Source organism: Nonomuraea sp. NPDC005650, assembly GCF_040605375.1.
Lineage (GTDB): Bacteria > Actinomycetota > Actinomycetes > Streptosporangiales > Streptosporangiaceae > Nonomuraea.
In genome coordinates this window covers 1-24,840 of sequence record NZ_JBEXCR010000043.1, presented here as the reverse complement: position 1 = coordinate 24,840, position 24,840 = coordinate 1, and the positions used below count along the sequence as shown (strand labels likewise).

The window sequence follows — 24,840 nt, the reverse complement described above, 5'->3', positions numbered from 1 at the left end:
GACGCTACCGCTCTCGCCCGATTTTTCATAGCATTTCATCCGATGAAGATGACATTTCATCGGATGAAGTGAGGCTCATGACGAAGAGGCTGGGACTGATCCACACCTCCGCGACCCTGGTCGACGTGTTCGCCAAGCTGTGCGCCGAACACCTGCCGGGAGTCGAGACCTTCAACATCGTCGACGACAGCCTGATCAAGAACACCATCGCCGCCGGCCACCTCACCCCGCAGACCGCCCGGCGCGTGGCGGGCCACATCGGCTCCGCGGAGGCGGCCGGAGCCGACCACATCCTCGTGACGTGCTCGTCGATCGGCGCCGCCGTGGAGGCCGCCGAGCCGCTGACGGGCGTGCCGGTGACCAGGGTGGACCGTCCGATGGCCGACCGGGCCGTGGCCCTCGGCCGCCGGATCGGCGTGCTGGCCACCCTGTCCACCACCCTCGACCCCACCGCCGACCTGGTACGCCGCCGCGCGGCAGCCCTGGGCGGGGAGGTGTCGCTGACGGCCAGGGTGTGCGAGGGGGCGTTCGAGGCCCTGATGGGCGGGGACGCCGCCACGCACGACGCGCGGGTGGCCGCGGCGCTGACCGCGCTGGGCGGGGAGGTGGACGTGATCGTGCTGGCCCAGGCGTCGATGGCCCGCGTGGCCGGCACGGTCGACGCCCCGGTCCCGATCCTGGCCAGCCCGCCGCTCGCCATGGAGCACCTGGCGGGCGTGCTGTGAGCGAGCAGATCGTCGCCACGTACAGGGTGCTCACCCGCCTTCCGCTGGAACGGGCGGCGAGCGCGATCGCGGGGGAGCAGAGCACGGGCACCTTCGTCCGCGTGCGCGGCGAGACCGACGAGCTGCGCGCCCGCCACAGCGCCGCGGTGCTGTCCATCTCGGAGACCCCGCCTCCCGTCTCCGAGCCGCTGCCGGGGGCGATCGGGGACGGGCCTCTGACGGCGGGCCTGGTCAGGATCGGGTTTCCGCTGGAGAACACGGGCCCCTCGCTCACGAACCTGCTGCCCGTGGTCGCGGGCAACCTCTACGAGCTGCGCGAGCTGGCCGGGCTCAAGCTGGTGGACCTGGAGCTGCCCGCGGCCTTCGGGGAGGCGTACCTGCCGGCGGGGTTCGCCGTCGAGGGCACCCGGCGGCTGGCCGGCCGCCCCGAGGGGGTGCTGATCGGCACCATCGTCAAGCCGAACGTCGGGCTGCGCCCCGCCGACTACGTGGGCCTGGTGCGCGAGCTCGGCCTGGCCGGCGCCGACTTCATCAAGGACGACGAGGTCAACGCCGACTGCCCGCCCGCCCCGCTCCCCGATCGGATCCGCGCGGTGACGGCCGCCCTCGACGAGGTGGAGCGGCGGACCGGGCGGCGGCCGATGTACGCGTTCAACATCAGCGACGAGCCCGACCGGATGCTGCGCAACCACGACCTGGTGGTGGCCGCCGGCGGCACCTGCGTGATGGCCAACCTCAACATCGTCGGCCTCCCGGCCGTCGCCATGCTGCGCCGGCACGCCCAGGTGCCGATCCACGGCCACGTCACCGGCATCGGGGCGCTGGCCCGCCATCCGGGGCTGGGGATCGGGCACGTGGCGTACCAGAAGCTGGCCCGGCTGGCCGGGGTCGACCAGCTGCACTGCGGCGGGTTCCACAGCAAGTTCTACGTCACCGACGACGAGGTGGCCTCGACCGTGGCGGCGGTCCGGGAGCCGCTGTTCGGCGGCTTCCCCTGCCTGCCCGTGCTGTCGTCCGCCCAGTGGGCCGGCACCGCCCCCGTGGCCCTGGAGCGTACGGGGACCACCGACCTGCTCGTACTGGCCGGGGGCGGCGTGCTCGGCCATCCGGACGGTCCGGCCGCGGGGATCACGAGCATCCGCCAGGCCTGGGCGGCCTCCGTGGCGGGGGTGCCGCTGGACGAGGTGGACGAGCCGGAGCTGCGCGCGGCGCTGAAGCACTTCGGCGGGGTGATCCGCAAGTGACTCGGACCGGGCCTCTCGCGGTACGGCGTGGTGGCGGGGCTGCGTCGCGGGCTCGTGGGCGGCGACGGGACTGGTCCGGGGCGGTGGTGCGGGCTCGTGGGCGGCGGCGACGGGGCCGGTCCGGGGCGGTGGGGCCGTGACGGTGTTCGCCTTCGTCGCGGACGACTTCACGGGGGCGACCGACGCGTTGTGGCAGTTCAGGCGGTTCGGGCTGACCGGCTCCCTGGTCACCGACATGGCCCGCCTGCGCGAGGCCGACGACGCGTACGACGTCGTCGGCGTAGCCACCACCGCCCGCGCGGCCGAGGACCCGGTGCCGGTGGCGCTGCCCGTTCTCAAGGCCATGGCGGCGCTGAAGCCGCTGGTCATCCAGTACAAGGTCTGCTCGACGTTCGACTCCTCGCCCGCGCGCGGGAGCATCGGGGCGGTCATCGCGGCGCTCCACCGCGACGGGCTGGCGCGGGGTCCGGTCCCGGTGCTCGCCGCCCAGCCGGAGCTGGGGCGTTACACGTGGTTCGCGAACCATTTCGTACGTTCTGGGGCCGAGGTTCACCGGCTCGACCGCTACCCGCCCATGCGCGACCATCCGATCACCCCTGCCTCGGAGGCCGACCTCCGGGTCCGCCTGGCCGGGCAGGGCGCGGGGCGGGTCGGCCGGCTGCCCGCGTGGCCGCCGCCGTCGGCGGAGGCGTACCGGGCGCTGGGGGAGGACGCGGCCTTCGTCGCGGACGCCCAGACCGAGGAGCACGTCCGCGCGCTCGGCCGCCTCCTGCTCGCCGATGCGACGAGCCGCGACGGCCCGCTGTACTGCGTCGGCTCCGGCGGCCTGAGCTACGCCCTCGCCTCCGCCCTGGTGACGGCGGGCCGCGCGGAGTCGAGCGGTGCCGGGGAGCGGCCGGGTCCCGAGCCGCTCGGTCCGGCCGCGCCCGTGCTGGTCGTTTCCGGCAGCCGCTCGTCGATCACCGCCCGCCAGATCGACACGGCCGAGCGTGCGGGCTGGCGCGTGCTGGACGCCTCCGACGGTCTTCGCGGCGGAATCCGCGATGCGGGTGCGGCCTCCGCCGGGTCGGGTGGCTCCTTCGCCGGGCTGCTCGCCGACGTGGCGGAGAGCCTGGGGGAGGGGCGGCACACGATCGTCCAGTCCACCCGTGGCCCGGCCCGGGACCCCGCCGTCATCGGCGACCTCCTCGGGCGGATCGCCTCCGTAGCCATCCGGGCCGGGCTGGTCGGGCGGCTGGTGGTGGCGGGCGGTGACACCTCGGGCCAGGTCGTGGCCGCCCTCGGCGCCCGCTCCCTGGACGTGGTCGCCGCGCTCGCCCCTGGCGCCCCAGTATGCGTGCTGACCTCGGACGACCCCGCATGCGACGGGCTCGAAGTGGCGCTGAAGGGCGGCCAGGTCGGCGGCGACGACTACTTCCTGCGTGCCGCCGCCGGCACACCGCCACCTTGATCACCGGTCTACCGGTTTGCCGTCCGCCGTTTCACCGGCCCGCCGTCGTCGGTCCGTCGGGCCATCGGTTCGCTGACCGGTGGGGGTGTCGGCGTGCCGTCGTGCCGAGTTCGGGGGTGCGGTGCGAACGTGGTCGTGTCGGTCGTCCTCGGCGTACGACTTCGGGAGTATGAACGGCGTACGCGGTGCACTCCTCACGGCGCAGTCCGGGACGAGCCTCGCACCCGATGCCCTGAGCCCCCGCGCAGGGCACCGTGGAGTTCCGAGAGACGGGCTGCGATCGGTGAGGGAGTGGAAGTCATGATGTATCCGGATCTGCAGGGCAAGGTAGCGCTGGTCACCGGCGGTTCCGGAGGGATCGGGCGGGAGACCGCCAGGGTGCTGGCCGAGCAGGGCATGCGGGTCGTGGTGAACGGGCGCGACCCCGGCGCCATCGAGGCCGCCGTGAAGAGCATCGGCGGCGGGGCGCTCGGCGTGGCCGCCGACACCACCGACTTCGCCGCCGTCGAGGCGATGCGGGCGGAGATCGAGCGCAGGCTCGGGCCCGTCGACGTGCTGGCGATCTTCGCGGGTGGCGGGTCCGGGATGCCGCGGCCGATCGACCAGACGAGCGAGGAGGACTGGCACGCCACCATGCACGCCAACCTCACCACGACGTTCCTGGTCATCAAGGGTTTCCTGCCGCGGATGAGGGAGCGGCGCAGCGGCTCCATCATCACCATGTCGTCGCTGGCGGCCCGCACCCCGACCTCCGCCTCCGTGGCGTACACGGCGGCCAAGGCCGGGATCATCGCGATGACCAAGCAACTGGCGCACGAGCTCGGCCCCACCGGCATCCGGGTCAACTCGGTCGCCCCTTCGACGATCATGACGGATCGGCTGGAGGAGCGCATGCCGCAGGAGTTCAAGGAGCGCATGCTGGCCGAGCACCCGCTCGGGCGGCTGGGCACCCCGCTCGACGTCGCGAACGTGACCGCCTTCCTCGCCTCCGACGTGTCCTCATGGCTGACCGGGCTCACGATCGACGTCGCGGGCGGTAAGTGGATGCCCTGACGCAGCAGGGGGTTCCTTGGACAGGACCGAGGTGAGCGCGGCGAGCAGTTCCGCGGTGGGGTCCGCGGCCGGTCCCGCGCTTCGCCAGGCCACGAACCCGTCCGGCCGCACCAGCACCGCGCCCCTCGGCCCGATGCCGTGCCGAACCGCCGCGTCGGCGATGCCGTGCCGGGCCGTCGGGTCGGCCGCGGGCAGGGCGTCCACGGCGATGTCGGCTCCCAGTCGCCGGGCGGTCACCGGCAAGGGCATCTTGCCTGCCGCCGTCACCCAGTCCTGGCCGTCGTGGCCGGTCAGCAGGACGAAGCCGGCACCGTACAGGTCGATGGTGGACCGCTCGCCGGAGCCGGCGAGCGGGAGGTGCGGCGCCCTCGTGCCGGGCTCGCCGCACAGGCGGGAGACCTCCACCGGCCCGGCCGGCTCGCTCGCGCCGCCGATCACCGCCGTCGACCGGTACCGGTGTCCCATCATCACGGTCGAGCGATCCACCGGCCGCTCGTCGTGGGCGGGGCCGTCCCCGGCGGCCAGGCGGGACCGGTACCGCGTGAGCGCCTGCCGCAGGGCGAACTCGGCGACCGGGCGGCGTTCGTCCTGGTACGTGTCGAGCAGCCGCTCCCCGGCGTGACCACGTACGACGGCGGCCAGCTTCCAGGCCAGGTTGTGCGCGTCCTCCACGCCCACGACGCCGCCGAATCCCCCGGTCGGCGGCATCAGGTGCGCCGCGTCGCCGATCAGGAAGACCCGCCCCTTCCGGTAGGCGGCCGCCACGGCCGCGCCGACCTCGAACCGCAGGACGGTCCTGGTGGTGCCGGGGATCTGCGGCCGGAGCGCCACCCGCGCCGACGGCAGGCCGGCCGCGGCACGTACCAGTTCGATGCATTCGTCCTCGTCCGGCGCGGCGCCGTCCGGATCGTCCGTGGTGCCGAAGACCCAGCGCTGACCGGTCCGGTCCAGCGCCATCAGGTACGTCCGCGGCCGGGGACGTTCGAGGAAGGCCATGTGCACGGTACGGCCGGCCAGCGCTGGACGCAGGTCGGCGTCGACCATGAGCGTCAGCAGGCGGAAGAAGTCGACCGGCCCGTCCATCGGGATGCCGAGCCCGCTCCGGACCGAGCTGCGCCCGCCGTCGGCCGCGACGAGATACCGGGCCAGCAGCCGGTGCCCGGTGCCGTCGAGATCGCGCAGGCGCGCCTCCACCCCGCCCTCGTGCTGGGAGACGTCGAGCACCTCGGTGCCGAACCGGATCCGGGCGCCGAGCTCACGCGCGCGGGTCCGCAGCAGGGCCTCCACCCGGTTCTGGTCGATGGGCGTGCCGGTGCAGGGGCTGAAGGCGGCGGTCCGTGCGGTGTCGTCCTGCTGATCCACGGGGAGGTGCCGGGCGTCGGCCAGCGTTTCCGCGCGGATGGCGACGTATTCGGCCGCGCTGGCGAAGTCGACCCGGTTGTCCTGGATCCGGGATTCCAGTCCGGCCTGCCGGTAGATCTCCATGAGGCGGGGGACCAGACTGCGTTGCCTGGGATGGCTCAGCAGGTCGGGGTGGCGCTCCACGAGAGTGCACCGCACGCCGTGGCGGGCCAGGAACAGCGCGCAGGACAGCCCGGTCAGACCGGCCCCGACGACCAGCACCTCGGTGTCGTGGGACTGCGGCATCGGATGACCCCCGTTCGTGTCGGCGCTTGGGTGCCAGGCCGTGGCCTGATCGCGCAGGATCAGGCCACGGTGTGAATTGTCAGTACCAGTACCGCATGGCGCACCTCCTTGATTCGCCGCCGCCGTCCGTCGAGGTCCTTCGGACGGGTTTCGAGGCCGGAACGGCAGGCCCCGAGGTCAGAGCGGTCAGCTGTCGTGCCGGGCGATCAGCGTTCCCAGGTCGTCGAGCGGGGTCACCTCGTCGGTGACGGCCGAGCCGCCTGCGGCGGTCAGGCCGGCCGCGCGCAGGTCGGCGAGCACGTCGGCGGGCCGGTGGAGGTGGTAGTCGCATTCCACGGTCTCGGTGGCCACCAGCGTGTCGCGGTGGTAGGTGCGGTAGACGCGCCGCACCCACGCCAGGTCCGGCCCGAGCGGCCGGACGGCCGACGACAGGGTGTAGCGGCACTCTCCCTGGCGCGCGCCGCGCACCTCACGCTCGGGATGATCGGGTACGGCCTCGTCGGTCAGCATGTCCATGGCCAGCACGCCGTCCGGCGCGAGGTGCTCGGCCAGGCCGGTGAAGAGCGGCAGACGCGCCCGCGGCGGCACGTCCTGCAGCACGGCGGCCAGGTAGACGTAGTCGAAGCGCCGGTCGAGCCGGAACCCCGGCGCGGCGCCGTCGAGCACGGTCACCCGGTTCCGCAGGTCCGGCCGCCCGGCCAGCTTGGTCATGAGCACCGTCCGCATCCCCGGGGAGGGCTCCAGGCAGTGCACGCTCGCCGCGCGTCCGGCCACCGCCAGGGTCATCCGGCCGGTGCCCGGCCCGATCTCCAGCGCGTGCCCGCCGGGCGGGGCCAGGCCGGCGAAGAACGAGACCAGCGCCGCCGAGCGCGGGCCCACGTGCAGGTCGTCCCAGTGAGCCGCCACCGCTCCGTACGGGTCGGCGGCGGACGAAACGGCGAGTGCCACTTCCCTGTCCCCTCTGATGCTTGCTCACCGTGGCGGGATGACCCCGGCCTGCTCGGCGCGGCGCAGATATTCGTCGGTGGTGTTCGCCACGGGGAAGGGCAGGTCGGGCACGTCGACTCCCAGTGCGGCGCAGAGCGGCTCCCAGCCACGCGACGGCTCGAACTCGATGAGCCGGCCGGGCGGCACGGCCTCGCGAACCTCGTCCAGATGGGCGCGGTAAACGCCCATGGCGTGATCGCGATCCCCGAATCGCCCGGAGAACGTCCCGCGCCAGACGATCTTCTCGATGACCCGGTCCCGCACTGTCTCGTCGGCGTACGCGGGCCTGGTGCGGTACAGGGTGCGGCTCATGCTGGCGTACCACGAGGCCGGATCCCGCACGATCAGCAGGACCTTCGCCTCGGGAAAGGCGGCGGCGAGCTCCCGCCAGTAAAATGCCGCCGGCCAGGCAATCGTCGTGGCGAAACCGTCGAGCAGCCTTTTCCAGTCGGGTTTTTCGCCGTCCGCGACCCGCAGCCAATCCTGCGCATGCGCGGGGCTGGCGAAAAGCTCCCTCATGTAATGGCAGGGGCCGAATCCCAAAGTTTCCAACGCCAATCGGACCGAAGAGGTTCCGGTACGCCCGAAAGAGGCTCCGACGACCTTCAGCATGTGTACACCTCCTTCACCGAAGGGCGACCTCGAAACGCTCAATGCTGCGGGCCGTGAGGTTCGGGAAATACGTCGGCGCGCCGCGCGCCCTGATGCCGGGATATCGCTTGGCGATGACGCGGAGCACCACCCGGGTGAAGATGGCGGTAAAGGGCGAGCCGAGGCAGGACTTCGGGCCCCTGCCGAAGCCGAGATGCGGATTGGGATGCCGGTCCAGCAGCGCCGTGTCCGGGTCTGGGAAGCGCGCGGGGTCCCGGTTCGCCGCGCCCAGGAGCAGCGTGACGGCCTGCCCCGCGCGCACCGGGCTGCCGCCGACCTCGGTGTCGCGCACGCACGCGCGGGCGAGCGCCTGGATCGGGGAGGCGTAGCGGACCATCTCGTCCACCGCGCGGGCGGTGTCGGCCTCGCGGAACCGCTCCAGCCCGGCGGCCCGCTGGTGGAGCAGGGCGATCGCCACCAGCCCGAGCAGCTTGCTGCCGGAGCTGTAGCCGCTGAACAGCAGCCCCCGCACCGTGTTGGCGACGATGTCCGGGGCCACGCCGCTGCCGGTGGCCTGTTTCGCGATGACGCCGACGACGCCGGAGGGCGGCGGGCGGTCGAGCCAGTCCTCGACCAGCACGGCCAGCTCCTCCTGCGCGGCCACCACGGGTCGCCCCCGCTCGGGCCACAGCCCGGCGTCCATCCCCGCGACGATGTCGCGGGCGATCCGGCAGGCCCAGGCCGGGTCCGGCATCGGCACGCCGAGATAGGCGGAGGTCGTCGACAGGGCCAGCGGTTCGGCGAACTCCGTGAGGAACTCGAACGACGGACGGCGCGCGAGGTCGGCCAGCAGCTCGGTCGTGTGCTGCTCGATCATCCGCTCCAGGGCCTGGTGGTCCTGCGCGCGCAGCGCCTCCATGAACAGCCGGCGGACCACGGTGTGCTCCGGCGGATCCAGGGTCAGCATGTTGACGGCCCGCGGTGGCATCGTCTCGCCGACCCGGCGCCAGTCGGCCGCGAAGTTCGCGCTGTCCTTCAGTACGGCGACGCAATCGTCGTAACGACTGAAAATCCAGGAGTCAAGCCGGTCGTAGAAAAACGCGGGCCGTTTCCTGCGGAGTTTCTCGTACCACGGATAGGGGTTGCGAAGGAGTTCGGGAGAGGCGAGGGAGATAATGGGGTCGTGGTCCACAATTTCTGACAAGAGGCCCCTCTAACCGGCTGGCAGGCCTAATCAGACTCAAGCTCTCTAGAGAGATGATCCCTCGCGACCGGTTCGCTGTAAAGGCGTCAACTCCAGATAACACTGTGAATGCGCTCGGTGAGTAAACCGGTGCCCACGGTGATGTCATGGCGCTTTTCGCGTGCCGTTCCCGGGTGTAGGAGGATGGCCGGATGGATTTCCAGCCGATCGAGCGGGCGGCCGACGCGTTCCAGCGGCCGGTGAGCCCCGACCGCATCCAGGCCGTGTGCCGCCGCGTCTTCGGGCGGGACGCCCGGTCCGCCGTCGAGCTGGGGCTGGGGGCGTACAACAGCACCTATCGCGTCATGGTGGAGGGCCGGGCGCGGCCGGTGGTCGTGCGGTTCGCGCCGGAGCCCGCCGCGCAGTTCGGCTCCGAGCGGGAGCTGATGCGCAACGAGTACGCCACCGTGCCGTACCTCGCCGTCATCGCGCCGCTGATGCCGCGGGTCATCGCGGCGGACTGGTCGCACGAGCTGATCGGCCGCGACTACCTCGTGCAGAGCTTCCTCGACGGGGTGCCGGCGCCGGAGGGGCTGGGGGACTACCCGCGCACGGCCCGTACGACGTTCTTCCGCCGGCTGGGGGAGATCGCCCGCAGCGTCCACGCGGTGCGCGGGCCGGCGTTCGGGCCGGTCGCCGGCGAAGGGCACGCCTCCTGGAGCGCGGCCGTGCTCGCCTCCCTGGAGGACATCGCGGCCGACCTCGACCGATGCGCCCTGGACGCGGCCGACGTCCGCGAGGCCGCCGCCCTGGCGGCGGAGCGCCGCGCCGTGCTCGACGAGATCACCGAGCCCCGCCTGCTCACCGGCGACCTGTGGACGGTCAACGTCATGATCGCCCGAGGCGCCCCCGAGCCGCTGATCACCGGCGTGCTCGACCTGGACCGCACCTCGTGGGGCGACCCGGCCGCGGACTGGACCATCCGTATGGCCTCGGCGAAGCGGGACGAGCGGGTGGCGTTCTGGGAGGCGTACGGGGAGCCGGACCGGGGGCCGGCCGCGACCTGGCGTTCGCTGATCTATGAGGTGCGCCATCTCGGGGCGGTGCGGCTGGAGCGCCACCGCCTGGGCAACCACGACGGCGTCGGGCAGTCTTATGAGGCCGTGGCCAAGGTGCTGTCCGAACTCACTTGACGATGAGAAGCGCCGTGAAGTGGATCACTTTGCGTAGTCGTCAATTTATGTCCGGATTTCGTGACACACCAGCCCTGACGGAGCCGTAAAAGTGCGCCTAAAGTGGGACATTTACGCAGGTCAGATGGGTTGTGGTAAGAGATCGTATCGGTCTTGTCGATCTATTGCGGGTGACCTTACCGTTATGTCGGACGGTTTCTGACTGTTACATCTTTGCTTATATTCTGCGCGTTGATCGCCATCTCGTGGCAACTGGTTTTTCGACCCCGAGACGGGTTTTCGTTGCGGGGACGTCACTCCGGCCCGGAGTTGGGCGCCCCCCGTCAGCGCGAACGGAGAGTAATGGGCAAGTACCTGCTCCGCAGGTTGGCAATAAACGTGGTCCTGGTCGCCATAGCGGCGAGTCTCGCGTACATGCTCGCGGCCACCACCATGAACCCGCGAGCCGCGTATGAGGCCCGCCAGCCTCCCATCGCCGAGTCCGTCATCGACTCCACGCTCGACGGCTACAACCTGAACGACAAGGTTCCGGTGCTCGTGCGGTACGGGACGTGGGCGAAGGGCGTCATCACCGGGGACTTCGGCAAGACCTGGAACGGAGGCTCGGTCAACCAGGAGATGGGCCGCCGGATCATGGTCAGCCTGCGGCTGCTGCTCATCGGCACGCTGGTGGGCTTCGCCGTCGGGGTGGCGTTCGGCGCGATCTCGGCGGTGAAACAGTACAAGTTCAGCGACCGGTTAATCGGTGTGAGCTCCTTCGTGATCATGGCGATCCCGGTGTTCGTGCTGGCCACGGTGCTGGCCATCGCGACGTACAGCCTCAACGACGGGCTCGGGTTCACGCTGATCGAGTACACCGGCGAGTACAACCCGAAGCTGGTGGGCTGGGACCAGTTCCTCAACCGGCTGAACCATCTGATCCTGCCCACGATCTCGCTGAGCCTGGGCTCGATCGCGTTCTACAGCCGCATCCAGCGCAACATGATGCTCGACGTGCTGGGCCAGGACTTCGTCCGCACCGCCATGGCCAAGGGCCTGCGGCGCAGGACCGCGCTGATCAAGCACGCGCTGCGCACCTCGCTGATCCCCTCGGCCACGTACTTCGCGTTCGCGTTCGGCACGATGTTCACCGGGGCCACCTTCACCGAGAAGATCTTCAACTGGCACGGCATGGGCGCCTGGCTGGTCGACTCGATCAACCAGAACGACGTCAACTCCGTCGCGGCGGTGACCTTCTTCGCGGCGGTGTGTGTCCTGTTCGCCGCGTTCCTGTCCGACGTGCTGGTGGCGGCCCTCGATCCTCGGGTGCGGGTGAGCTGAGATGCGTTCGAAAGTCGTCCTCCGGCGCCTGTTCCGCAACAAGCAGGCCCGTTACGGCATAGCCGCCATGGTCCTGCTGGTCCTGCTGGCGTACGTCGGCCCCTTCATCGGCGCGTACGACTGGACGGACAAGGACTTCATGGCCTTCCTGTCGGCCCCCGACGCCGACCACTGGTGGGGCACCACCTCGATCGGCCAGGACATGTACGCGGTCACGCTCCGTGGCATGCAGAAGTCGATCATCGTCGGCCTGCTGGTCGCGCTGATCGCCACCGGCCTGGCCGCGGTGGTCGGAGCGTTCGCCGGATATTTCGGCGGCTGGGCGGACAAGCTGCTCATGTGGGGTGTGGACCTGCTGCTGGTCCTGCCCAGCTTCCTGATCATCGCGATCATCTCGCCGAGGTTGAAGGGCGGCTCCTGGTTCTGGTTCGTGGTGCTGCTCGCCGCGTTCTCCTGGATGATCACCTCCAGGGTCGTGCGCAGCATGACGCTCTCGCTCCGCGAGCGGGAGTACGTCCTGGCCGCCGTCTACATGGGCATCCCGCGCTGGAAGATCATCTTCCGGCACATCGTCCCCAACCTGTCCTCCTTGCTGATCATCGACGCCACGCTCAACGTCAGCGGCGCGATCATCGGCGAGGCGGCGCTGTCCTTCTTCGGCTTCGGCATCCAACCGCCGGACGTCTCGCTCGGCACGCTGATCGCGGAGGGCTCGCGCAACGCCACCGGTTACCCGTGGCTGTTCGTCTTCCCGGCCGGCCTGCTGGTGGCCATGGTGCTCGCCGTGAACCTGATCGGTGACGGCCTGCGTGACGCACTCGACCCGGGGAGCAACTCGTGAGCATCTTGGAGGTCAAGGACCTCACCGTCACCTTCCCCGGCGGCATCGAGGCCGTGCGCGGCGTCAGCTACGAGGTGGAGCGCGGCGAGGTGCTCGGCATCGTCGGCGAGTCCGGCTCCGGCAAGTCCGTGACCTCGCTCGCGGTCATGGGCCTGCTCCCGCGCAACGCCGTGGTCAGCGGCTCGGCCAAGCTGCACGGCCGCGAGCTGCTCGGCATGGACGAGGACGAGCTGATCAAGGTACGCGGCAAGGCGATCAGCATGATCTTCCAGGATCCGCTGTCGGCGTTCACGCCCGTCTACACGATCGGCGACCAGATCGCCGAGGCCGTGCGCGTCCACCAGAAGATGGCCAAGGACAAGGCCGCCAAGCGGGCCGTCGAGCTGCTCGACCTGGTCGGCATCCCGAACCCGGACCTGCGGGCCAAGGCGTTCCCGCACGAGTTCTCGGGCGGCATGCGCCAGCGGGCGATGATCGCCATGGCCATCGCCAACGACCCCGACCTGCTGATCTGCGACGAGCCGACGACCGCGCTCGACGTGACCATCCAGGCGCAGGTGCTGGAGGTGCTCAAGACCGCGCAGCGGGAGACGGGCGCCGGCATCGTGATGATCACCCATGACCTGGGCGTCATCGCCGGCATGGCCGACCGGGTGCTGGTCATGTACGCGGGCCGGCCGGTCGAGCAGGGGCCGGTGGACGACATCTACTACCGGCCGCGGATGCCGTACACGATGGGTCTGCTCGCCTCGATCCCCAGGGTCGACGGCGAGGAGGGGCCGCTCGTTCCGATCGAGGGCAACCCGCCGTCGCCGTCGGCGCTGCCGCCGGGCTGCCCCTTCGCGCCGCGCTGCCCGATGAAGGTGGACATGTGCGACGACGAGGAGCCGCCGCTGACGCCTTTCGGCGGCGGTCGCCACGTGGCGTGCATCCGCTCGCACGAGATCGAGCACAAGGGCCTGACCGGGCCCGACGTGTTCCCCGTGCCGGTCATCCCGCCGAGTGACGTGGTACGCGTGCCGCGCACCGAGCGCGCCACGGTGCTCGAGCTCGACGACATGATCAGGCACTACCCGCTGATGAAGGGCGCGGTCTTCAAGCGCCGCGTCGGCACCGTGTTCGCGGTCGACGGCATCAGCCTCGACATAGCCGAGGGCGAGACGCTGGCCCTGGTCGGGGAGTCCGGCTGCGGCAAGACGACCACGCTGCAGCAGATCATGCAGCTCCAGCCGCCGCAGGGCGGGCGGGTCGTGGTGCTCGGCAAGGACAGCGCCAAGCTGGACAAGGCCGCCCGCAAGGAGCTCCGGGGCGACCTGCAGATCGTCTTCCAGGACCCGATGGCCGCGCTCGACCCGCGCATGCCGGTCGGCGACATCATCGCCGAGCCGCTGCGCGCGCACGGCAGGAAGAACGCCTCGGCCCGGGTGGCGGAGCTGCTCCAGCTCGTCGGGCTCTCGCCCGAGCACGCCGAACGCTATCCGAGCCAGTTCTCCGGCGGCCAGCGGCAGCGCATCGGCATCGCCCGCGCGCTCGCGCTGGAGCCGAAGCTGCTGGTGCTGGACGAGCCGGTGTCCGCGCTCGACGTGTCCATCCAGGCAGGCGTGATCAACCTGCTGGAGGAGCTCAAGAACAGGCTGGGCCTGTCCTACCTGTTCGTGGCCCACGACCTGGCCGTGGTCAGGCACCTCGCCGACCGCGTCGCCGTCATGTACCTGGGCAGGATCGCCGAGATCGGAACGGTCGAGAACGTCTACGACCGTCCAGCGCACCCGTACACGCAGGCGCTGCTGTCGGCGATCCCCTTGCCCGACCCCGAGATGGAGCGCACCCGCGTGCGCATCCTGCTCGAAGGCGACCTGCCCAGCCCGGCCGACCCGCCGTCTGGCTGCAGGTTCCGCACTCGCTGTCCGAAGTTCGCCCAGCTCGGCGAGGCGGAGCGGCAGCGGTGCGTGGAAGAGGAGCCCTCGGTTGCCCGGCTCGCGAACGCCGTGGATCACGGCGCCGCCTGCCACTACGCGGAGGAGATCGAGGTCATCACGGCCTCGGACAATCAGGAGGAAGAGTGAAGGTTCGATACCGGGCGGCGGCAGGGCTCGCTGTCCTGGCGATGGCCGTGGCGGCTTGCGGCGGCGGTGGCACGGAGAGCAAGAAGCCGAGCGCCGAGCAGTCGCAGCAGGCCCAGCAGCAGATGGCGGAGACCCCGGCCATCAGCATCAACCCGGTGCCGTACGCGCAGGTCAAGGACGGCGGCACGCTGACCCTGGCGGTCGGCCAGTGGCCGAGCCAGTGGAACGGCAACCACGTCGACGGCAACCAGGCCGACACGGCGGACATGCTCGACGTGTTCATGCCCCAGCTGATGATGGCCGACGCTGAGGCCAACTTCACGCCGAACAAGGACTACGTCACCGACGTCAAGAACGAGACGGTGGACGGCAAGCAGGTCGTCACCTACACGCTCAACGACAAGGCCGTGTGGTCGGACGGCACGCCGATCACGTGGAAGGACCTCGAGGCCGCCTGGAAGATCAACAACGGCAAGGACAAGAAGTACAAGCCGGCTTCCACGGACGGCTGGGACAAGATCGAGTCGGTGACGAAGGGCGCCACGGACAAGGTCGCCGTCATCACCTTCGCCAAGCCGTACCTCGAGTGGCAGGGCATGTTCAACCGGGGCACCTCGCACCTCTTCCCCGCCTCGCACATGCTCGACCCCGAGAAGTACGAGAAGGACTACCTGCAGAAGATCCCGGTCACCTCGGGCCCCTTCAAGGTCGAGAAGATCGACGAGGGCACCAAGACGCTCACGCTCGTGCGTGACGACAAGTGGTGGGGCCAGAAGTCCAAGCTCGACAAGGTGATCTTCCGCACGATCGAGACGCCCGCCGCCGAGGTGAACGCCTTCGCCAACGGCGAGCTCGACGAGGTCGCGATCCAGGCGGGCAACCCGGCCGACCTCAAGCGGGCCAAGGAGGTCCCCGGCGCGGACGTCCGCAAGTCGCTCAGCCCGAACTGGCGGCACATCACCGTCAACAACCAGAGCGAGTTCCTGAAGGACAAGAACGTCCGGCACGCCGTCGCGTACGGGATCAACCGTGAGGTGATCACGCAGTCCGACCTGAAGGACATGGACTGGCCGATCCAGACGCTCGGCAACCACGTCTTCATGAACAACCACAAGGCCTACGTCGACAACTCCGGCGACCTCGGCAAGTACAACCTGGAAAAGGCCAAGCAGCTGCTCGACGCGGCCGGCTGGAAGCAGGAGGGCGACTACCGCAAGAAGGACGGCAAGGAGTTCGACCTGACCTTCGTCGTCCCCGCGGGCGTGCCGACCGCGAAGACGGAGGGCGAGCTCACCCAGGCCATGCTCAAGGAGGCCGGGATCAAGGTCACGATCCGCCCGGTCCCCGATGACAAGTTCTTCACCGACTACATCATCAAGGGCGACTTCGACCTGGTGCCGTTCTCCTGGATCGGCACGCCCCTGCCGATCGGCAGCCTCAAGCAGATCTACTACACCGGCTCCGAGAGCAACTTCCCGAAGGGCAGCGACCCGGCGCTGGACGCGGCCATCGACGCCGCGGTCGGCGAGACGGACCCGACCAAGGCCGCCGAGAAGGCCAACGAGGCCGACAAGCTGATCTGGGACATGGTGCACACCATCCCGCTGTACCAGCGCCCCGAGATCAAGGTGGTCAAGAAGACGGTCGCCAACTACGGCGCCCGCGGCTACGCGTACATCGACTGGACGTCGGTCGGCTTCACCGGCTGATCCCAGCCCTCTCCACGGAACCCCCGGTCGCTCCTCGGCCGGGGGTTTCCCCATTCCTCCGGATTTATCCGGCGAACTCCCGCAGCGTCATGGGCGGGCGGCCGCCGTAACGCTCGATGCTCTCGGTGACCCGGTAGAGCGGGTGGTCGCCGGAGCCGATGAGACGGAAGATCGCCCACAGGTGCGTCAGGTGATCGACCGTGTACGGGTCGCCGTAGACGCCCGGCGCCCGCGCCTCCCACTCCTCGGGCGGCAGATCGGCGTACGAGAGCCCGAGCGCGTCCGCCGCCTCCCCGATCGTCGCCAGCTGCCCGGTCACCAGGCACACCGGGTCGGCCGGTCCGCGGTCGAGCAGGAGCCCGGCGGCGACCCTGGCCACGTCCTCGCCCGCGACCAGCGGGATCCGCGTGTCGCGCGGCCCCAGTGGGAGCGCCAGCGTGCCGCCCGCGGCGGCGAAGGCCAGGTTCTCGAAGAAGACGGCGGCCCGCAGGTGCACCGCGCCCACCCCGGCCCAGTCGAACACCTGCTCCGCCACCCAGTGCCGGCGCATCCGCGGCGTGAGGGCCTCGGGGGAGGCGTCGAGCTGCGACACCTCGACCACGCGCGCCACCCCCTCCTCCCTGGCCGCGGCGGCGAACACGCCGGTGGCGTCGAGCAGCCCGGCCGTCACCGGATAGGTGAAGAACGCCCTGCTGATCCCGCGCATGGCGGGCCGCACCGACGCGATCTCCCTGAGGTCGCCGACCACCACCTCCGCCCCGAGCTTGCGCAGCTCATCGGCCCGGTGGTCGTCGGAGTGCACGAAGGCGCGCACCGCCTGGCCGCGCTGCAGCAGCAGGTTCGTGACGTGCCGGCCGGTCGAGCCCTGCGGGCCGCCGGCCGCTCCCGTGACCAGGATCATCACGCCTCCTTCCCGGGCAGGGTGAGGGTGAACAGGCCGAGCCGCTCCAGGTCGCGCAGGAACGGCCCGGCGGGGAACGCCTCGGCCGGGCCGTACACGCCGGGGCTGCCCGGGTCCGCGGCCAAGCGGACGGCGGCCTCCACCGAGGCCAGCGCGCTCATGCGCCACAGGTCGCGCCCGCTGACCTGCCCGGCCCCGCCGCCGCCGTCGGCGGTGATGACCTGCGCGGCGACCGTGAACGCGGAGCCCGCCCGCGTCCCGGCGTCGGCGTCCTCGCTGGTGAACACCTGCTCCTCCTGGAACGTGTCCGCCGTGAGCTGCGCCTCGACCCTGCGCGTGCGTACGTGCCTGGGGACGGTGACGACCTCGGAGAACGGGACGGGGGCGATCATCGTGCGCGGGCCGAGCGGCGGCGGGAACGGGAAGACGGCGTTGCGCGGCTCGACGTAGCCGACGTGCTGCTCGCCGTCGCTGTAGGTGATCCGCCGGGTGTCGGCGAACAGCAGCTCGGCGGTCTGCTTGGCGCCCGTCGTCAGCCGCCAGCCGGACACCGCGTAGGCGGTGATCACCCGTTCGATGTCCGTCAGGCCGTCGGCCACGGCGGCGGCGAGCAGGTCGCCCGTCCCGCCGTAGAAGCTCATGGCCGTGACCATGGTGATGCCCGCTCTCCTCGCGGGCTCTGGCATGACGTCGAACATCCACTTCGTGTGGTGCTGCTCCAGGGCGTGGTCCACGTAGTGGCAGCCGCCCTCGGCCGCCGCCGTGGCGACGGGCTTGCCGGTGTGCGTGAACGGGCCCGCGCAGTGGATCAGCACGGCCGACTGCTCCGCGAGCGCGCGCAGCGCGGCGGGGTCGTCCAGCGGGGCCTGGTGGAAGGGCGCCCCGCCGAGCTCGTCGGACAGGGTCTTGAGCGCTGCGCCGTCGCGGCCGGCCAGGATGACCTCCTTGCCGCGGGCGCGGAGCTCCGCGGCCACCAGCCGCCCGGTGTGACCGGTGGCGCCGTAGACGGCGATGCGCGGCGAGGACGAGGGGGACACGACTCACCTCCATGTTTCATACTGGCGGTATGTAACTGTGCTTCGAAGTTACGTACCGCGAGTATGCAAGTCAATGGGAGCGCGATGATCCGCCGTACCCAGGCAGAGCGATCGGACGAGACGACGGGGCGGCTGGTGCGGGCCGCGCGGGAGCTGTTCGGGGCCCATGGCTACACGCTCACGTCGATCGACGCGGTGGCCGCCGCGGCCGGGGTGACCAAGGGGGCGGCCTACCACCACTTCAACGGAAAGGTCGCGCTGTTTCGGGCGGCGTTCGTGGGGGAGCAGGAGGAGGTCGCCGCCGCCCTGGAGCGGGCCGCCCTCTCGGAGGCCGACCCGTGGGCGGCGCTGCGGCGCGGCTGCCGCACGTTTCTCGAGCGCTGCCTCGATCCGGGGTTCCGGCAGATCGTCCTGCTTGACGCGCCGTCGGTGCTGGGCTGGGAGACGGTCCGCGAGATCGAGTACGGTCACACGCTGCGGGTCCTGCTCGCCGGGCTCCAGTTGGCCACGGCGGACGGGTTGGCGACCGACGGCGACCTGGCTGGGGCGGGTGGGCGCGTGGCCGACGGCGACCTGCCCATCCGCGCGCAGCTCGTCTTCGGCGCGTTGTGCGAAGGGGGGATGCTGCTGGCCCGCTCCGCCGACCCGGCGGCCGACCTGCCGCGGATCGCCGCGGAGGCCGACCGCTTCCTGGCGGCGCTCAGGCCGTGATCAGCCGTGCGAGTCGGTGCGGCCGGCCTTGGCGAAGGTCTCGCAGGCCGGGCCGTTCGGCCCGCCGACGCGTACGGAGTTGAAGAAGTCGCGGAACGAGCTGAAGAAGTTGCCCTTCCCGCCGGCCACGGTCACGGCGGAGCAGCCGCCGTAGTTCGCCTCCGAGTAGAGGTGGATGGTCGAGCTCGTGCGGTTCCAGTCGGACTTCGCGCGGTCGGCCATGTTGAGGGCGGCCAGGTCCGGGGTGTTGCTCTGGATCTGGACGATGTCGCCCGTGCCGTCCAGGCCGGAGAACAGGCAGTAGTAGTTGGCGGGGCAACGGTCATAACCGTCGGCCGCCTGCGCGGGCACGGCCGTCAGCGCGAGGGCCGCGGCGGCGATCGGTAATGCCAGAATGTGAAGCTTCTTGCCCAATGTTCCTCCATTGGTGAAACTTTCTTTCGGATCGAACATACAGGGCGGGATCTTGTCAGGAAAGGGGGTTCGCCAACGCCGCTTCGCGTCCCCTCTCGCGACCCGGCCCCACCACTGCGCCCGCAACGCCACTCCGCCTGCCCGCTGCGTCCGTGTCGCGCCCGTGCCTACGCTGCCGAGCCGCGGTGAAAGGTTCACGCCGGTCCCATCGCCCGGAGGCCGCGGATGAACAGCTCCAGGTGGCGCCGGGCGAGCGCGTGCTTGGCCGCGTCCGTGAGCGGCCCGGGGAGAGGGCGGGAGATCCGTACGAGCATGGTCGTGATGTCCATGAACGTGACGCCCTCCGGCAGCGCCCCCGCCGCGTGGGCGTCGGAGATCATCTGGCGGATGGTGCGGGCGGCCTCCTCGCGTACGGGTGACAGCACCGGGTCGTTCGCCGGGTCCACCGCGTCGAGCAGGGCCGGGAGCACGGCCGAGACCCGCAGTTCGAGCGCCTCGCGCAGGTAGCGCGCCAGCGCCTCGAACGGATCGCGCTCCTCCTCGGCCGCCGCCTTGGCCGCGGCGGCGGTCCTGGTCAGGGCGTCCAGCGCGACCGCGCGCAGCAGGGCGTCGCGGTCGGGGAAGCGGCGGTAGAGCGTGGCGCTGCCGACCCCGGCACGGCGGGCGATGTCGTCGAGCGGGACGTCGGGGCCCCGCTCGGCGACCATGTCGCGGGCGGCGAGCAGGATCTGCTCCAGGTTGCGCCGTGCGTCGGCCCGCATGGGCTTGACCATCACACTCACCAGCATATGGGGGAAAACTCCCCGGTTGGGGTTGTGCCGGTCGGGGAGTCGTGCCAGATTTAAGTGGGGAATTTTTCCCCGGTTATTGAGAGGGGCAGATCATGAGCAGCCAGGAGCAGGTCCTCGACCTCGTTCGCCGCTGGGCGCGGGCCGAGCTGGACGGTGACGCGGACGCCTTCGGCGACCTCCTCGGCGAGGACTTCGCGGGCATCGGTCCCGTGGGGTTCAAGCTGGACAAACAGCAGTGGGCCGGCCGGCATCGGGGCGATCTGAAGAACCACCACTTCGAGATCCTCGACCCGCAGGTGCGCCTGCACGGCGACGCCGCGATCGTGCACGGCGTGCAGGAGCAGCGCACGTCGGTCAGGGGGCACGAGGTCAACGACTCGTTCAGGGTGACCCTGGTCGCCCTCAGGCAGGGCGAGCGCTGGGTGATCGCCAACCTCCAGCTCAGCGGCCCGCTCCAGGACGCGTCGGCGCCGCCGCCGTTCGCCCGTCCGCGGGGGTGAAACTTTCACCCTGTCCCCGCTGGTGAGGGGTATGGCCGCGGGCTGGGGCTGGGCGGCCGGGCGGGGGTGTTCTAGAGTTTTGGGAGCGCTCCCAAACCTCTGGACGTGCCATGAGCAGCAGACAGTGGGCGATCAAGGCGGCCGTGCCGCTGCTCGTCGCCGCCGGACTGGTCGTTCCCCGGGCGCTCGCCGCCCCCTACCAGGACCCGAGCCTGCCCGTGCCCACCCGGGTGGCCGACCTCATGTCCAGGATGACGCTGGACGAGAAGCTCGGCCAGATGACCCAGGCCGAACGCGGCTCGGTCGGCAACTCCGACGTCACCACGTACCGGCTCGGCTCGGTGCTGTCGGGCGGCGGCTCCGCGCCGTCGCCCAACACGGCCGCGTCCTGGGCGGACATGTACGACGGATACCAGAACGCGGCCCTGGCCACGCCGCTCGGCATCCCCATCCTCTACGGCGCCGACGCCGTGCACGGCCACAACAACGTCGTCGGCGCCACGATCTTCCCGCACAACATCGGCCTCGGCGCCACCCGGGATCCCGCCCTGGTCGAGCGCGTCGGCCGGGCCGTGGCAGAGGAGGTGTCGGGCACCGGCGTCGACTGGGACTTCGCCCCCTGCCTGTGCGTGGCCCGCAACGACCGGTGGGGCCGCACGTACGAGTCCTTCGGCGAGACGCCGGAGCTGACCGCGTCGATGGCCACGATCGTCACGGGCCTGCAGGGCGCCACGCTGAACGGCCCCGCGTCCGTGCTCGCCACCGCCAAGCACTACGTCGGCGACGGCGGCACCGCGGGTGGCGTCGACCAGGGCGACACCCAGCTGTCCGAGGCCGATCTGCGGGCGATCCACCTGCCGCCGTTCAGGGCCGCGGTGGAGCGCGGGGTGGGCTCGGTGATGATCTCGTTCAGCAGCTGGAACGGCGCCAGGCTGCACGGACACCAGTACCTGATCACCACGGTGCTCAAGGGCGAGCTGGGCTTCTCGGGGTTCGTGGTCTCCGACTGGAACGGCATCGACCAGATCGACGGCGCCACCGGCACGTCCGCGCTCGACGTGCGCACCGCCGTGAACGCGGGCGTCGACATGGTGATGGTCCCCACGGCCTGGCGCCAGTTCATCGACCTGCTGCGGGCCGAGGTGCAGGCCGGCCGGGTGACCACGGCCAGGGTCGACGACGCGGTACGGCGCATCCTGACCAAGAAGTTCGAGCTCGGCCTGTTCGAGAAGCCGCTGACGGACCGCTCGTACACCTCGACCGTGGGCAGCGCGGCGCACCGCGCGCTGGCCCGCGAGGCGGTGGCCAGGTCGCAGGTCGTGCTGAAGAACGCCGGGAACGTGCTGCCGCTCGCCCGCGGCGGCAAGATCTTCGTGGCCGGCAGGAGCGCGGACAACATCGGCTACCAGAGCGGCGGCTGGACGATCTCCTGGCAGGGCTCGTCCGGCAACATCACCCCGGGCACCACCATCCTGCAGGGCATCAGGAACGGCGCGGGCTCCGGCACGACCGTCACCTACAGCCAGGACGGCACCGGCATCGACTCCTCCTACCGCGTCGCCGTCGCGGTGGTCGGCGAGACGCCGTACGCCGAGGGCCAGGGCGACCGGCCCGGCGGCCTCGGGCTGGACGCCGCCGACCTCAACACCATCGCGAACCTGAGAGCGTCCGGCGTCCCGGTCGTCGTGGTGCTGGTCTCGGGGCGCCCCCTCGACATCGCCTCCCAGCTGTCCGGCTGGAACGCGCTGGTGGCCGCCTGGCTGCCGGGCACCGAGGGGCAGGGGGTGGCGGACGTGCTGTTCGGGGCCGTCCAGCCGGCCGGCAAGCTGCCCATGACGTGGATGAGCAGCGCGTCCCAGCAGCCGATCAACTCAGGGGACGGGAAGACGCCGCTGTTCCCGTACGGGTTCGGGCTGACGTACGCGCAGGGGGACACCAGCCCGCCCACCGCGCCAGGCACGCCGGCGGCCTCCGCGGTCACCTCGTCGTCCGCGACCCTGACGTGGGCCGCCTCCGGCGACGACGTGGGGGTGACGGGGTACGACGTGGTCCGCGTGCAGAGCTCGACGGAGACGACGGTGACCACGAGCACGACGGCCTCGGCCACCGTCACGGGGCTGACGGCGGGCACTTCGTACACCTTCGCCGTGTACGCCAGGGACGCGGCGGGCAACCGCTCGCCCCGCTCGGGAACGGTGAGCGTGACGACGGGCGGCGCTCAGGCGGGCGGCTGCACGGCCGCCGCGACCGTGCAGAGCCAGTGGGGCACCGGGTACGTCGTCCAGGTCACCGTGACCAACACCGGCACCACGCCCCTGACCAGTTGGGCCGTCACCTTCACGGTGCCGCCAGGGCACACGATCGTCGGGGGGTGGAACGTCACGATGAGCACGTCCGGCCAGGCCGTCACCGCCCGCAACGCCGCGCACAACGGCTCGCTCGCCCCGGGGGCGAGCACGTCGTTCGGCTTCCAGGGGAGCCGCCCCGACGGCGACGGCCGCCTGCCGTCCGGCTACGCCTGCGGATGACGGAAGGGCCGCCCGGCCCCTCCGTCACCCGGTCACGGTCAGCGGTCGACGTGCAGCCGGTCGAACTCGACCGCCGGCGTGCTGCCGGCGAAGTTGCGGTCGACCTCGGCGCGTTCGGCGGCGCTCGGGTTCGCGTTGGTGCAGCTCACGGGTGCGCTCGACCCTGACATCAGGTCGGAGCACAGCCCGGTGCGCCGGTCGGGCAGGCCCAGGATGTGGCCGATCTCGTGGGTGGAGATGCGCAGCGGGTTGTAGCCCTGCGCGGTGGCCTCCCTGCCGATCCAGATCGTGCCGCGGCCCAGGCTGGTGGGCAGCGCGCGCGGCCAGCCGTTGTCGGCGTACACGACGAAGTCGGCGGGTGTTCCCTGGACGAGCCGGACGTTGACGACGCTGGAGTTCCAGACCTGGGCTGCCTGGTTCACCGTGGACACGAACTCGGCCGCCCTGCTCGCGTCGTACCTGACGACCCTGACCAGGGCCGCGGCCTGCGCGGGCGCGGTGACCAGCAGGAACGTGAGACCGAGTAAGAGGGAGAGCGCGAGACGAAGGGGTCTTGGCACGGGGCCTCCTCCGGGAGTTGGGGGTGCCGCCACGGTATGCATGCCGCCCGCCCCAGGAGACGTACCAGATTGCCCCTATCGCGGTGATATGGCGGGCGCCTCAGCGGTCGCGGAGAGCGGGCCCATCAAAACTGTCAGTGGCCGAACGCATACTCAGAGCATGCAGGATGAGCCTCTCGAACTCGGCGAGATCGCCACCCCCACCTGGAACGTCCACAACGACAAGATGGCAGAGGTCGGCTTCCTGACCATCGCCAGGCGGCTGCCCTCGCTCGTGGCGCAGGCGATGCGCATGTCCTGGGGCGCCAGCCGGCGCGACACCCTGGCCACGATCACGCTCAACCTCCTCGGCGGCGTCTTCACGGCCTTCGGCCTGCTGGCGACCACCGGCGTCCTGACCGCCCTCTTCAGTGAGGGCCCGACCCCCGATCGCGTGCTGGCCGCGCTGCCCAGCCTCGTCCTGGTCGGCGGCGCGGCCGTGCTGCGCACGACCGTTCAGGCGGGCGCCGGCTGGGCGGAGTCACGCCTCACCCCGCAGATCACCCGGCTGACGGAGGAGCGCCTGTACGGGCTGACCAGCCGGGTGGAGCTCGTGGCCTACGACGACCCGGAGTTCCACGACGCCCTGGAACGTGCCAGAGGCCGGGGCGTGGGCGTGGCCGGCTGGGTGGTGTCGTCGGCCATCGACGTGGTCACGGCCGCGGTCGGCATCGCGGCCGCGGCCGGCGTGCTCGGCCTGCTCCATCCGGTGCTCCTGCCGCTGCTGCTGCTCGCCGTCCTGCCCGACTCCTGGGCGGCGGTCCGCAGCGCGCGCATGCGCTACGCGACCATGTACGGCCTCATCCCGGCCCGCCGCCGAAAGTGGATCATCGCGGAGCTGCTGGCCGAGCGCGACCCGGCGGCCGAGGTGCGCTCGTTCACCATGCGCGGCTTCCTGCTGCGCATGTACGACGCGGTGGCCACGGCCGAGCAGGACGTCCTGCTCCGACTGGCCAAACGCCAGACCGTCGCCCGGCTCGTCGGCGAGGCCCTCGGCGGCGTCGGCTCCGCCCTCGTCTACGTGGCCCTCGGCCTGCTCCTGGCGGTGGCCGCCATCCCGCTGGCGGTGGCGGGCACCGCGGTCCTGGCGATCAGATCGGGGCAGAGCTCGCTGAGCGGTTTCCTGTACGCCACCAACAGCCTCTACGAGCAGGGCCTCTACTTCACCGACTTCCTGGAGTTCTGCGAGGACGCCGAGCGCCGCCTGACCGGCCCCCGCCCGGCCGCGGCCCCGGCCGGCTTCGACCACATCACGGCCTCCGGCATCACCTTCACCTACCCCGGCGCCGAGGAGCCCGCCCTGCGCGAGGTGTCCATCGAGATCAAACGCGGCGAGGTCATCGCCTTCGT

The 24,840-nt window shown here is 71.1% G+C and carries 22 protein-coding genes; 13 read left to right on the top strand and 9 right to left on the bottom strand.

The window, feature by feature from the left end; translation table 11 throughout:
* Window positions 1–77 precede the first annotated feature (77 nt).
* The 4 genes from ABZS69_RS50830 to ABZS69_RS50815 all read left to right on the top strand — a co-directional run bounded on the left by ABZS69_RS50830 (window position 78) and on the right by ABZS69_RS50815 (window position 4,472).
* Window positions 78–725 (top strand): aspartate/glutamate racemase family protein, encoded by a 648-nt coding sequence (locus ABZS69_RS50830; protein WP_355387303.1) that lies wholly within the window; start codon window positions 78–80, stop codon window positions 723–725.
* A complete protein-coding gene (locus tag ABZS69_RS50825) occupies window positions 722–1,969 on the top strand; it encodes a RuBisCO large subunit C-terminal-like domain-containing protein (RefSeq protein WP_355387300.1) in 1,248 nt (415 codons plus the stop codon). Before ABZS69_RS50830 ends, ABZS69_RS50825 begins: the two co-directional genes overlap by 4 nt.
* Before the next feature lie 136 nt (window positions 1,970–2,105).
* On the top strand, window positions 2,106–3,419 hold the full coding sequence (locus tag ABZS69_RS50820; protein WP_355387297.1) for a four-carbon acid sugar kinase family protein: 1,314 nt from the start codon (window positions 2,106–2,108) through the stop codon (window positions 3,417–3,419).
* A gap of 300 nt (window positions 3,420–3,719) precedes the next feature.
* Window positions 3,720–4,472 carry an SDR family NAD(P)-dependent oxidoreductase gene (locus ABZS69_RS50815; RefSeq protein ID WP_355387295.1) on the top strand — a complete coding sequence of 251 codons (753 nt, stop codon included), beginning with the start codon at window positions 3,720–3,722 and terminating at the stop codon, window positions 4,470–4,472.
* On the opposite strand, the gene ABZS69_RS50810 is transcribed toward ABZS69_RS50815, so the two are convergent.
* The 4 genes from ABZS69_RS50810 to ABZS69_RS50795 all read right to left on the bottom strand — a co-directional run bounded on the left by ABZS69_RS50810 (window position 4,419) and on the right by ABZS69_RS50795 (window position 8,901).
* Window positions 4,419–6,119, bottom strand: a complete 1,701-nt coding sequence (locus ABZS69_RS50810; protein WP_355387292.1) for an FAD-dependent oxidoreductase — start codon at window positions 6,117–6,119, stop codon at window positions 4,419–4,421. The genes ABZS69_RS50815 and ABZS69_RS50810 overlap by 54 nt on opposite strands.
* Window positions 6,120–6,305: 186 nt before the next feature.
* Window positions 6,306–7,067 (bottom strand): class I SAM-dependent methyltransferase, encoded by a 762-nt coding sequence (locus ABZS69_RS50805; RefSeq protein ID WP_355387289.1) that lies wholly within the window; start codon window positions 7,065–7,067, stop codon window positions 6,306–6,308.
* 24 nt (window positions 7,068–7,091) lie between these two features.
* Complete coding sequence (locus ABZS69_RS50800; protein WP_355387286.1) at window positions 7,092–7,718, bottom strand: sulfotransferase family protein; 627 nt, start codon at window positions 7,716–7,718, stop codon at window positions 7,092–7,094.
* A gap of 13 nt (window positions 7,719–7,731) precedes the next feature.
* The gene (locus tag ABZS69_RS50795; RefSeq protein WP_355387284.1) at window positions 7,732–8,901 is read right to left on the bottom strand and encodes a cytochrome P450; all 1,170 of its coding nucleotides are present in this window, start codon (window positions 8,899–8,901) and stop codon (window positions 7,732–7,734) included.
* Window positions 8,902–9,092: 191 nt separating this feature from the next.
* On the opposite strand from ABZS69_RS50795, the gene ABZS69_RS50790 reads away from it, so the two are divergent.
* The 5 genes from ABZS69_RS50790 to ABZS69_RS50770 all read left to right on the top strand — a co-directional run bounded on the left by ABZS69_RS50790 (window position 9,093) and on the right by ABZS69_RS50770 (window position 16,009).
* Window positions 9,093–10,073, top strand: a complete 981-nt coding sequence (locus tag ABZS69_RS50790) for an aminoglycoside phosphotransferase family protein (RefSeq protein ID WP_355387281.1) — start codon at window positions 9,093–9,095, stop codon at window positions 10,071–10,073.
* A gap of 342 nt (window positions 10,074–10,415) precedes the next feature.
* A complete protein-coding gene (locus ABZS69_RS50785) occupies window positions 10,416–11,393 on the top strand; it encodes an ABC transporter permease (RefSeq protein WP_355387278.1) in 978 nt (325 codons plus the stop codon).
* A 1-nt stretch (window position 11,394) separates the two neighbouring features.
* On the top strand, window positions 11,395–12,234 hold the full coding sequence (locus ABZS69_RS50780; protein ID WP_355387275.1) for an ABC transporter permease: 840 nt from the start codon (window positions 11,395–11,397) through the stop codon (window positions 12,232–12,234).
* Window positions 12,231–14,300: an ABC transporter ATP-binding protein gene (locus ABZS69_RS50775; protein WP_355387272.1), complete on the top strand. Its 2,070-nt coding sequence runs from the start codon at window positions 12,231–12,233 to the stop codon at window positions 14,298–14,300. Before ABZS69_RS50780 ends, ABZS69_RS50775 begins: the two co-directional genes overlap by 4 nt.
* Window positions 14,297–16,009 carry an ABC transporter family substrate-binding protein gene (locus ABZS69_RS50770; RefSeq protein ID WP_355387269.1) on the top strand — a complete coding sequence of 571 codons (1,713 nt, stop codon included), beginning with the start codon at window positions 14,297–14,299 and terminating at the stop codon, window positions 16,007–16,009. The genes ABZS69_RS50775 and ABZS69_RS50770 overlap by 4 nt, the downstream gene beginning before the upstream one ends.
* A 64-nt stretch (window positions 16,010–16,073) precedes the next feature.
* On the opposite strand, the gene ABZS69_RS50765 is transcribed toward ABZS69_RS50770, so the two are convergent.
* The gene (locus ABZS69_RS50765; protein ID WP_355387266.1) at window positions 16,074–16,910 is read right to left on the bottom strand and encodes an NAD(P)H-binding protein; all 837 of its coding nucleotides are present in this window, start codon (window positions 16,908–16,910) and stop codon (window positions 16,074–16,076) included.
* Window positions 16,910–17,947, bottom strand: a complete 1,038-nt coding sequence (locus ABZS69_RS50760; RefSeq protein ID WP_355387263.1) for a saccharopine dehydrogenase NADP-binding domain-containing protein — start codon at window positions 17,945–17,947, stop codon at window positions 16,910–16,912. The genes ABZS69_RS50765 and ABZS69_RS50760 overlap by 1 nt, the downstream gene beginning before the upstream one ends.
* Window positions 17,948–18,031: 84 nt before the next feature.
* Between ABZS69_RS50760 and ABZS69_RS50755 the strand changes: the two genes are divergently transcribed.
* Window positions 18,032–18,658 (top strand): helix-turn-helix domain-containing protein, encoded by a 627-nt coding sequence (locus tag ABZS69_RS50755; protein ID WP_355387260.1) that lies wholly within the window; start codon window positions 18,032–18,034, stop codon window positions 18,656–18,658.
* On the opposite strand, the gene ABZS69_RS50750 is transcribed toward ABZS69_RS50755, so the two are convergent.
* Window positions 18,659–19,072, bottom strand: a complete 414-nt coding sequence (locus ABZS69_RS50750) for a peptidase inhibitor family I36 protein (RefSeq protein ID WP_355387257.1) — start codon at window positions 19,070–19,072, stop codon at window positions 18,659–18,661.
* 194 nt (window positions 19,073–19,266) lie between these two features.
* Window positions 19,267–19,845, bottom strand: coding sequence for a helix-turn-helix domain-containing protein (locus tag ABZS69_RS50745; protein WP_355387510.1), 579 nt, complete (start codon window positions 19,843–19,845; stop codon window positions 19,267–19,269).
* 110 nt (window positions 19,846–19,955) lie between these two features.
* Between ABZS69_RS50745 and ABZS69_RS50740 the strand changes: the two genes are divergently transcribed.
* The gene (locus tag ABZS69_RS50740; RefSeq protein ID WP_355387254.1) at window positions 19,956–20,363 is read left to right on the top strand and encodes a nuclear transport factor 2 family protein; all 408 of its coding nucleotides are present in this window, start codon (window positions 19,956–19,958) and stop codon (window positions 20,361–20,363) included.
* A 110-nt stretch (window positions 20,364–20,473) separates the two neighbouring features.
* Complete coding sequence (locus ABZS69_RS50735) at window positions 20,474–22,891, top strand: glycoside hydrolase family 3 N-terminal domain-containing protein (RefSeq protein WP_355387251.1); 2,418 nt, start codon at window positions 20,474–20,476, stop codon at window positions 22,889–22,891.
* 38 nt (window positions 22,892–22,929) lie between these two features.
* Here the strand turns inward: ABZS69_RS50735 and ABZS69_RS50730 are convergent, their stop codons facing one another.
* A complete protein-coding gene (locus ABZS69_RS50730; RefSeq protein WP_355387248.1) occupies window positions 22,930–23,451 on the bottom strand; it encodes a snapalysin family zinc-dependent metalloprotease in 522 nt (173 codons plus the stop codon).
* 160 nt (window positions 23,452–23,611) lie between these two features.
* Between ABZS69_RS50730 and ABZS69_RS50725 the strand changes: the two genes are divergently transcribed.
* On the top strand, window positions 23,612–24,840 hold a 1,229-nt coding region (locus ABZS69_RS50725; RefSeq protein ID WP_355387245.1), incomplete at its 3' end, for an ABC transporter ATP-binding protein.

Coding starts and splice junctions, on each gene's coding strand:
- ABZS69_RS50790 (WP_355387281.1), top strand. CDS start 9,093: ATGGATTTCCAGCCGATCGAGCGGGCGGCCGACGCGTTCCAGCGGCCG.
- ABZS69_RS50810 (WP_355387292.1), bottom strand. CDS start 6,119: ATGCCGCAGTCCCACGACACCGAGGTGCTGGTCGTCGGGGCCGGTCTG.
- ABZS69_RS50735 (WP_355387251.1), top strand. CDS start 20,474: ATGAGCAGCAGACAGTGGGCGATCAAGGCGGCCGTGCCGCTGCTCGTC.
- ABZS69_RS50745 (WP_355387510.1), bottom strand. CDS start 19,845: ATGGTCAAGCCCATGCGGGCCGACGCACGGCGCAACCTGGAGCAGATC.
- ABZS69_RS50785 (WP_355387278.1), top strand. CDS start 10,416: ATGGGCAAGTACCTGCTCCGCAGGTTGGCAATAAACGTGGTCCTGGTC.
- ABZS69_RS50765 (WP_355387266.1), bottom strand. CDS start 16,910: ATGATCCTGGTCACGGGAGCGGCCGGCGGCCCGCAGGGCTCGACCGGC.
- ABZS69_RS50740 (WP_355387254.1), top strand. CDS start 19,956: ATGAGCAGCCAGGAGCAGGTCCTCGACCTCGTTCGCCGCTGGGCGCGG.
- ABZS69_RS50755 (WP_355387260.1), top strand. CDS start 18,032: ATGATCCGCCGTACCCAGGCAGAGCGATCGGACGAGACGACGGGGCGG.
- ABZS69_RS50780 (WP_355387275.1), top strand. CDS start 11,395: ATGCGTTCGAAAGTCGTCCTCCGGCGCCTGTTCCGCAACAAGCAGGCC.
- ABZS69_RS50815 (WP_355387295.1), top strand. CDS start 3,720: ATGATGTATCCGGATCTGCAGGGCAAGGTAGCGCTGGTCACCGGCGGT.
- ABZS69_RS50800 (WP_355387286.1), bottom strand. CDS start 7,718: ATGCTGAAGGTCGTCGGAGCCTCTTTCGGGCGTACCGGAACCTCTTCG.
- ABZS69_RS50830 (WP_355387303.1), top strand. CDS start 78: ATGACGAAGAGGCTGGGACTGATCCACACCTCCGCGACCCTGGTCGAC.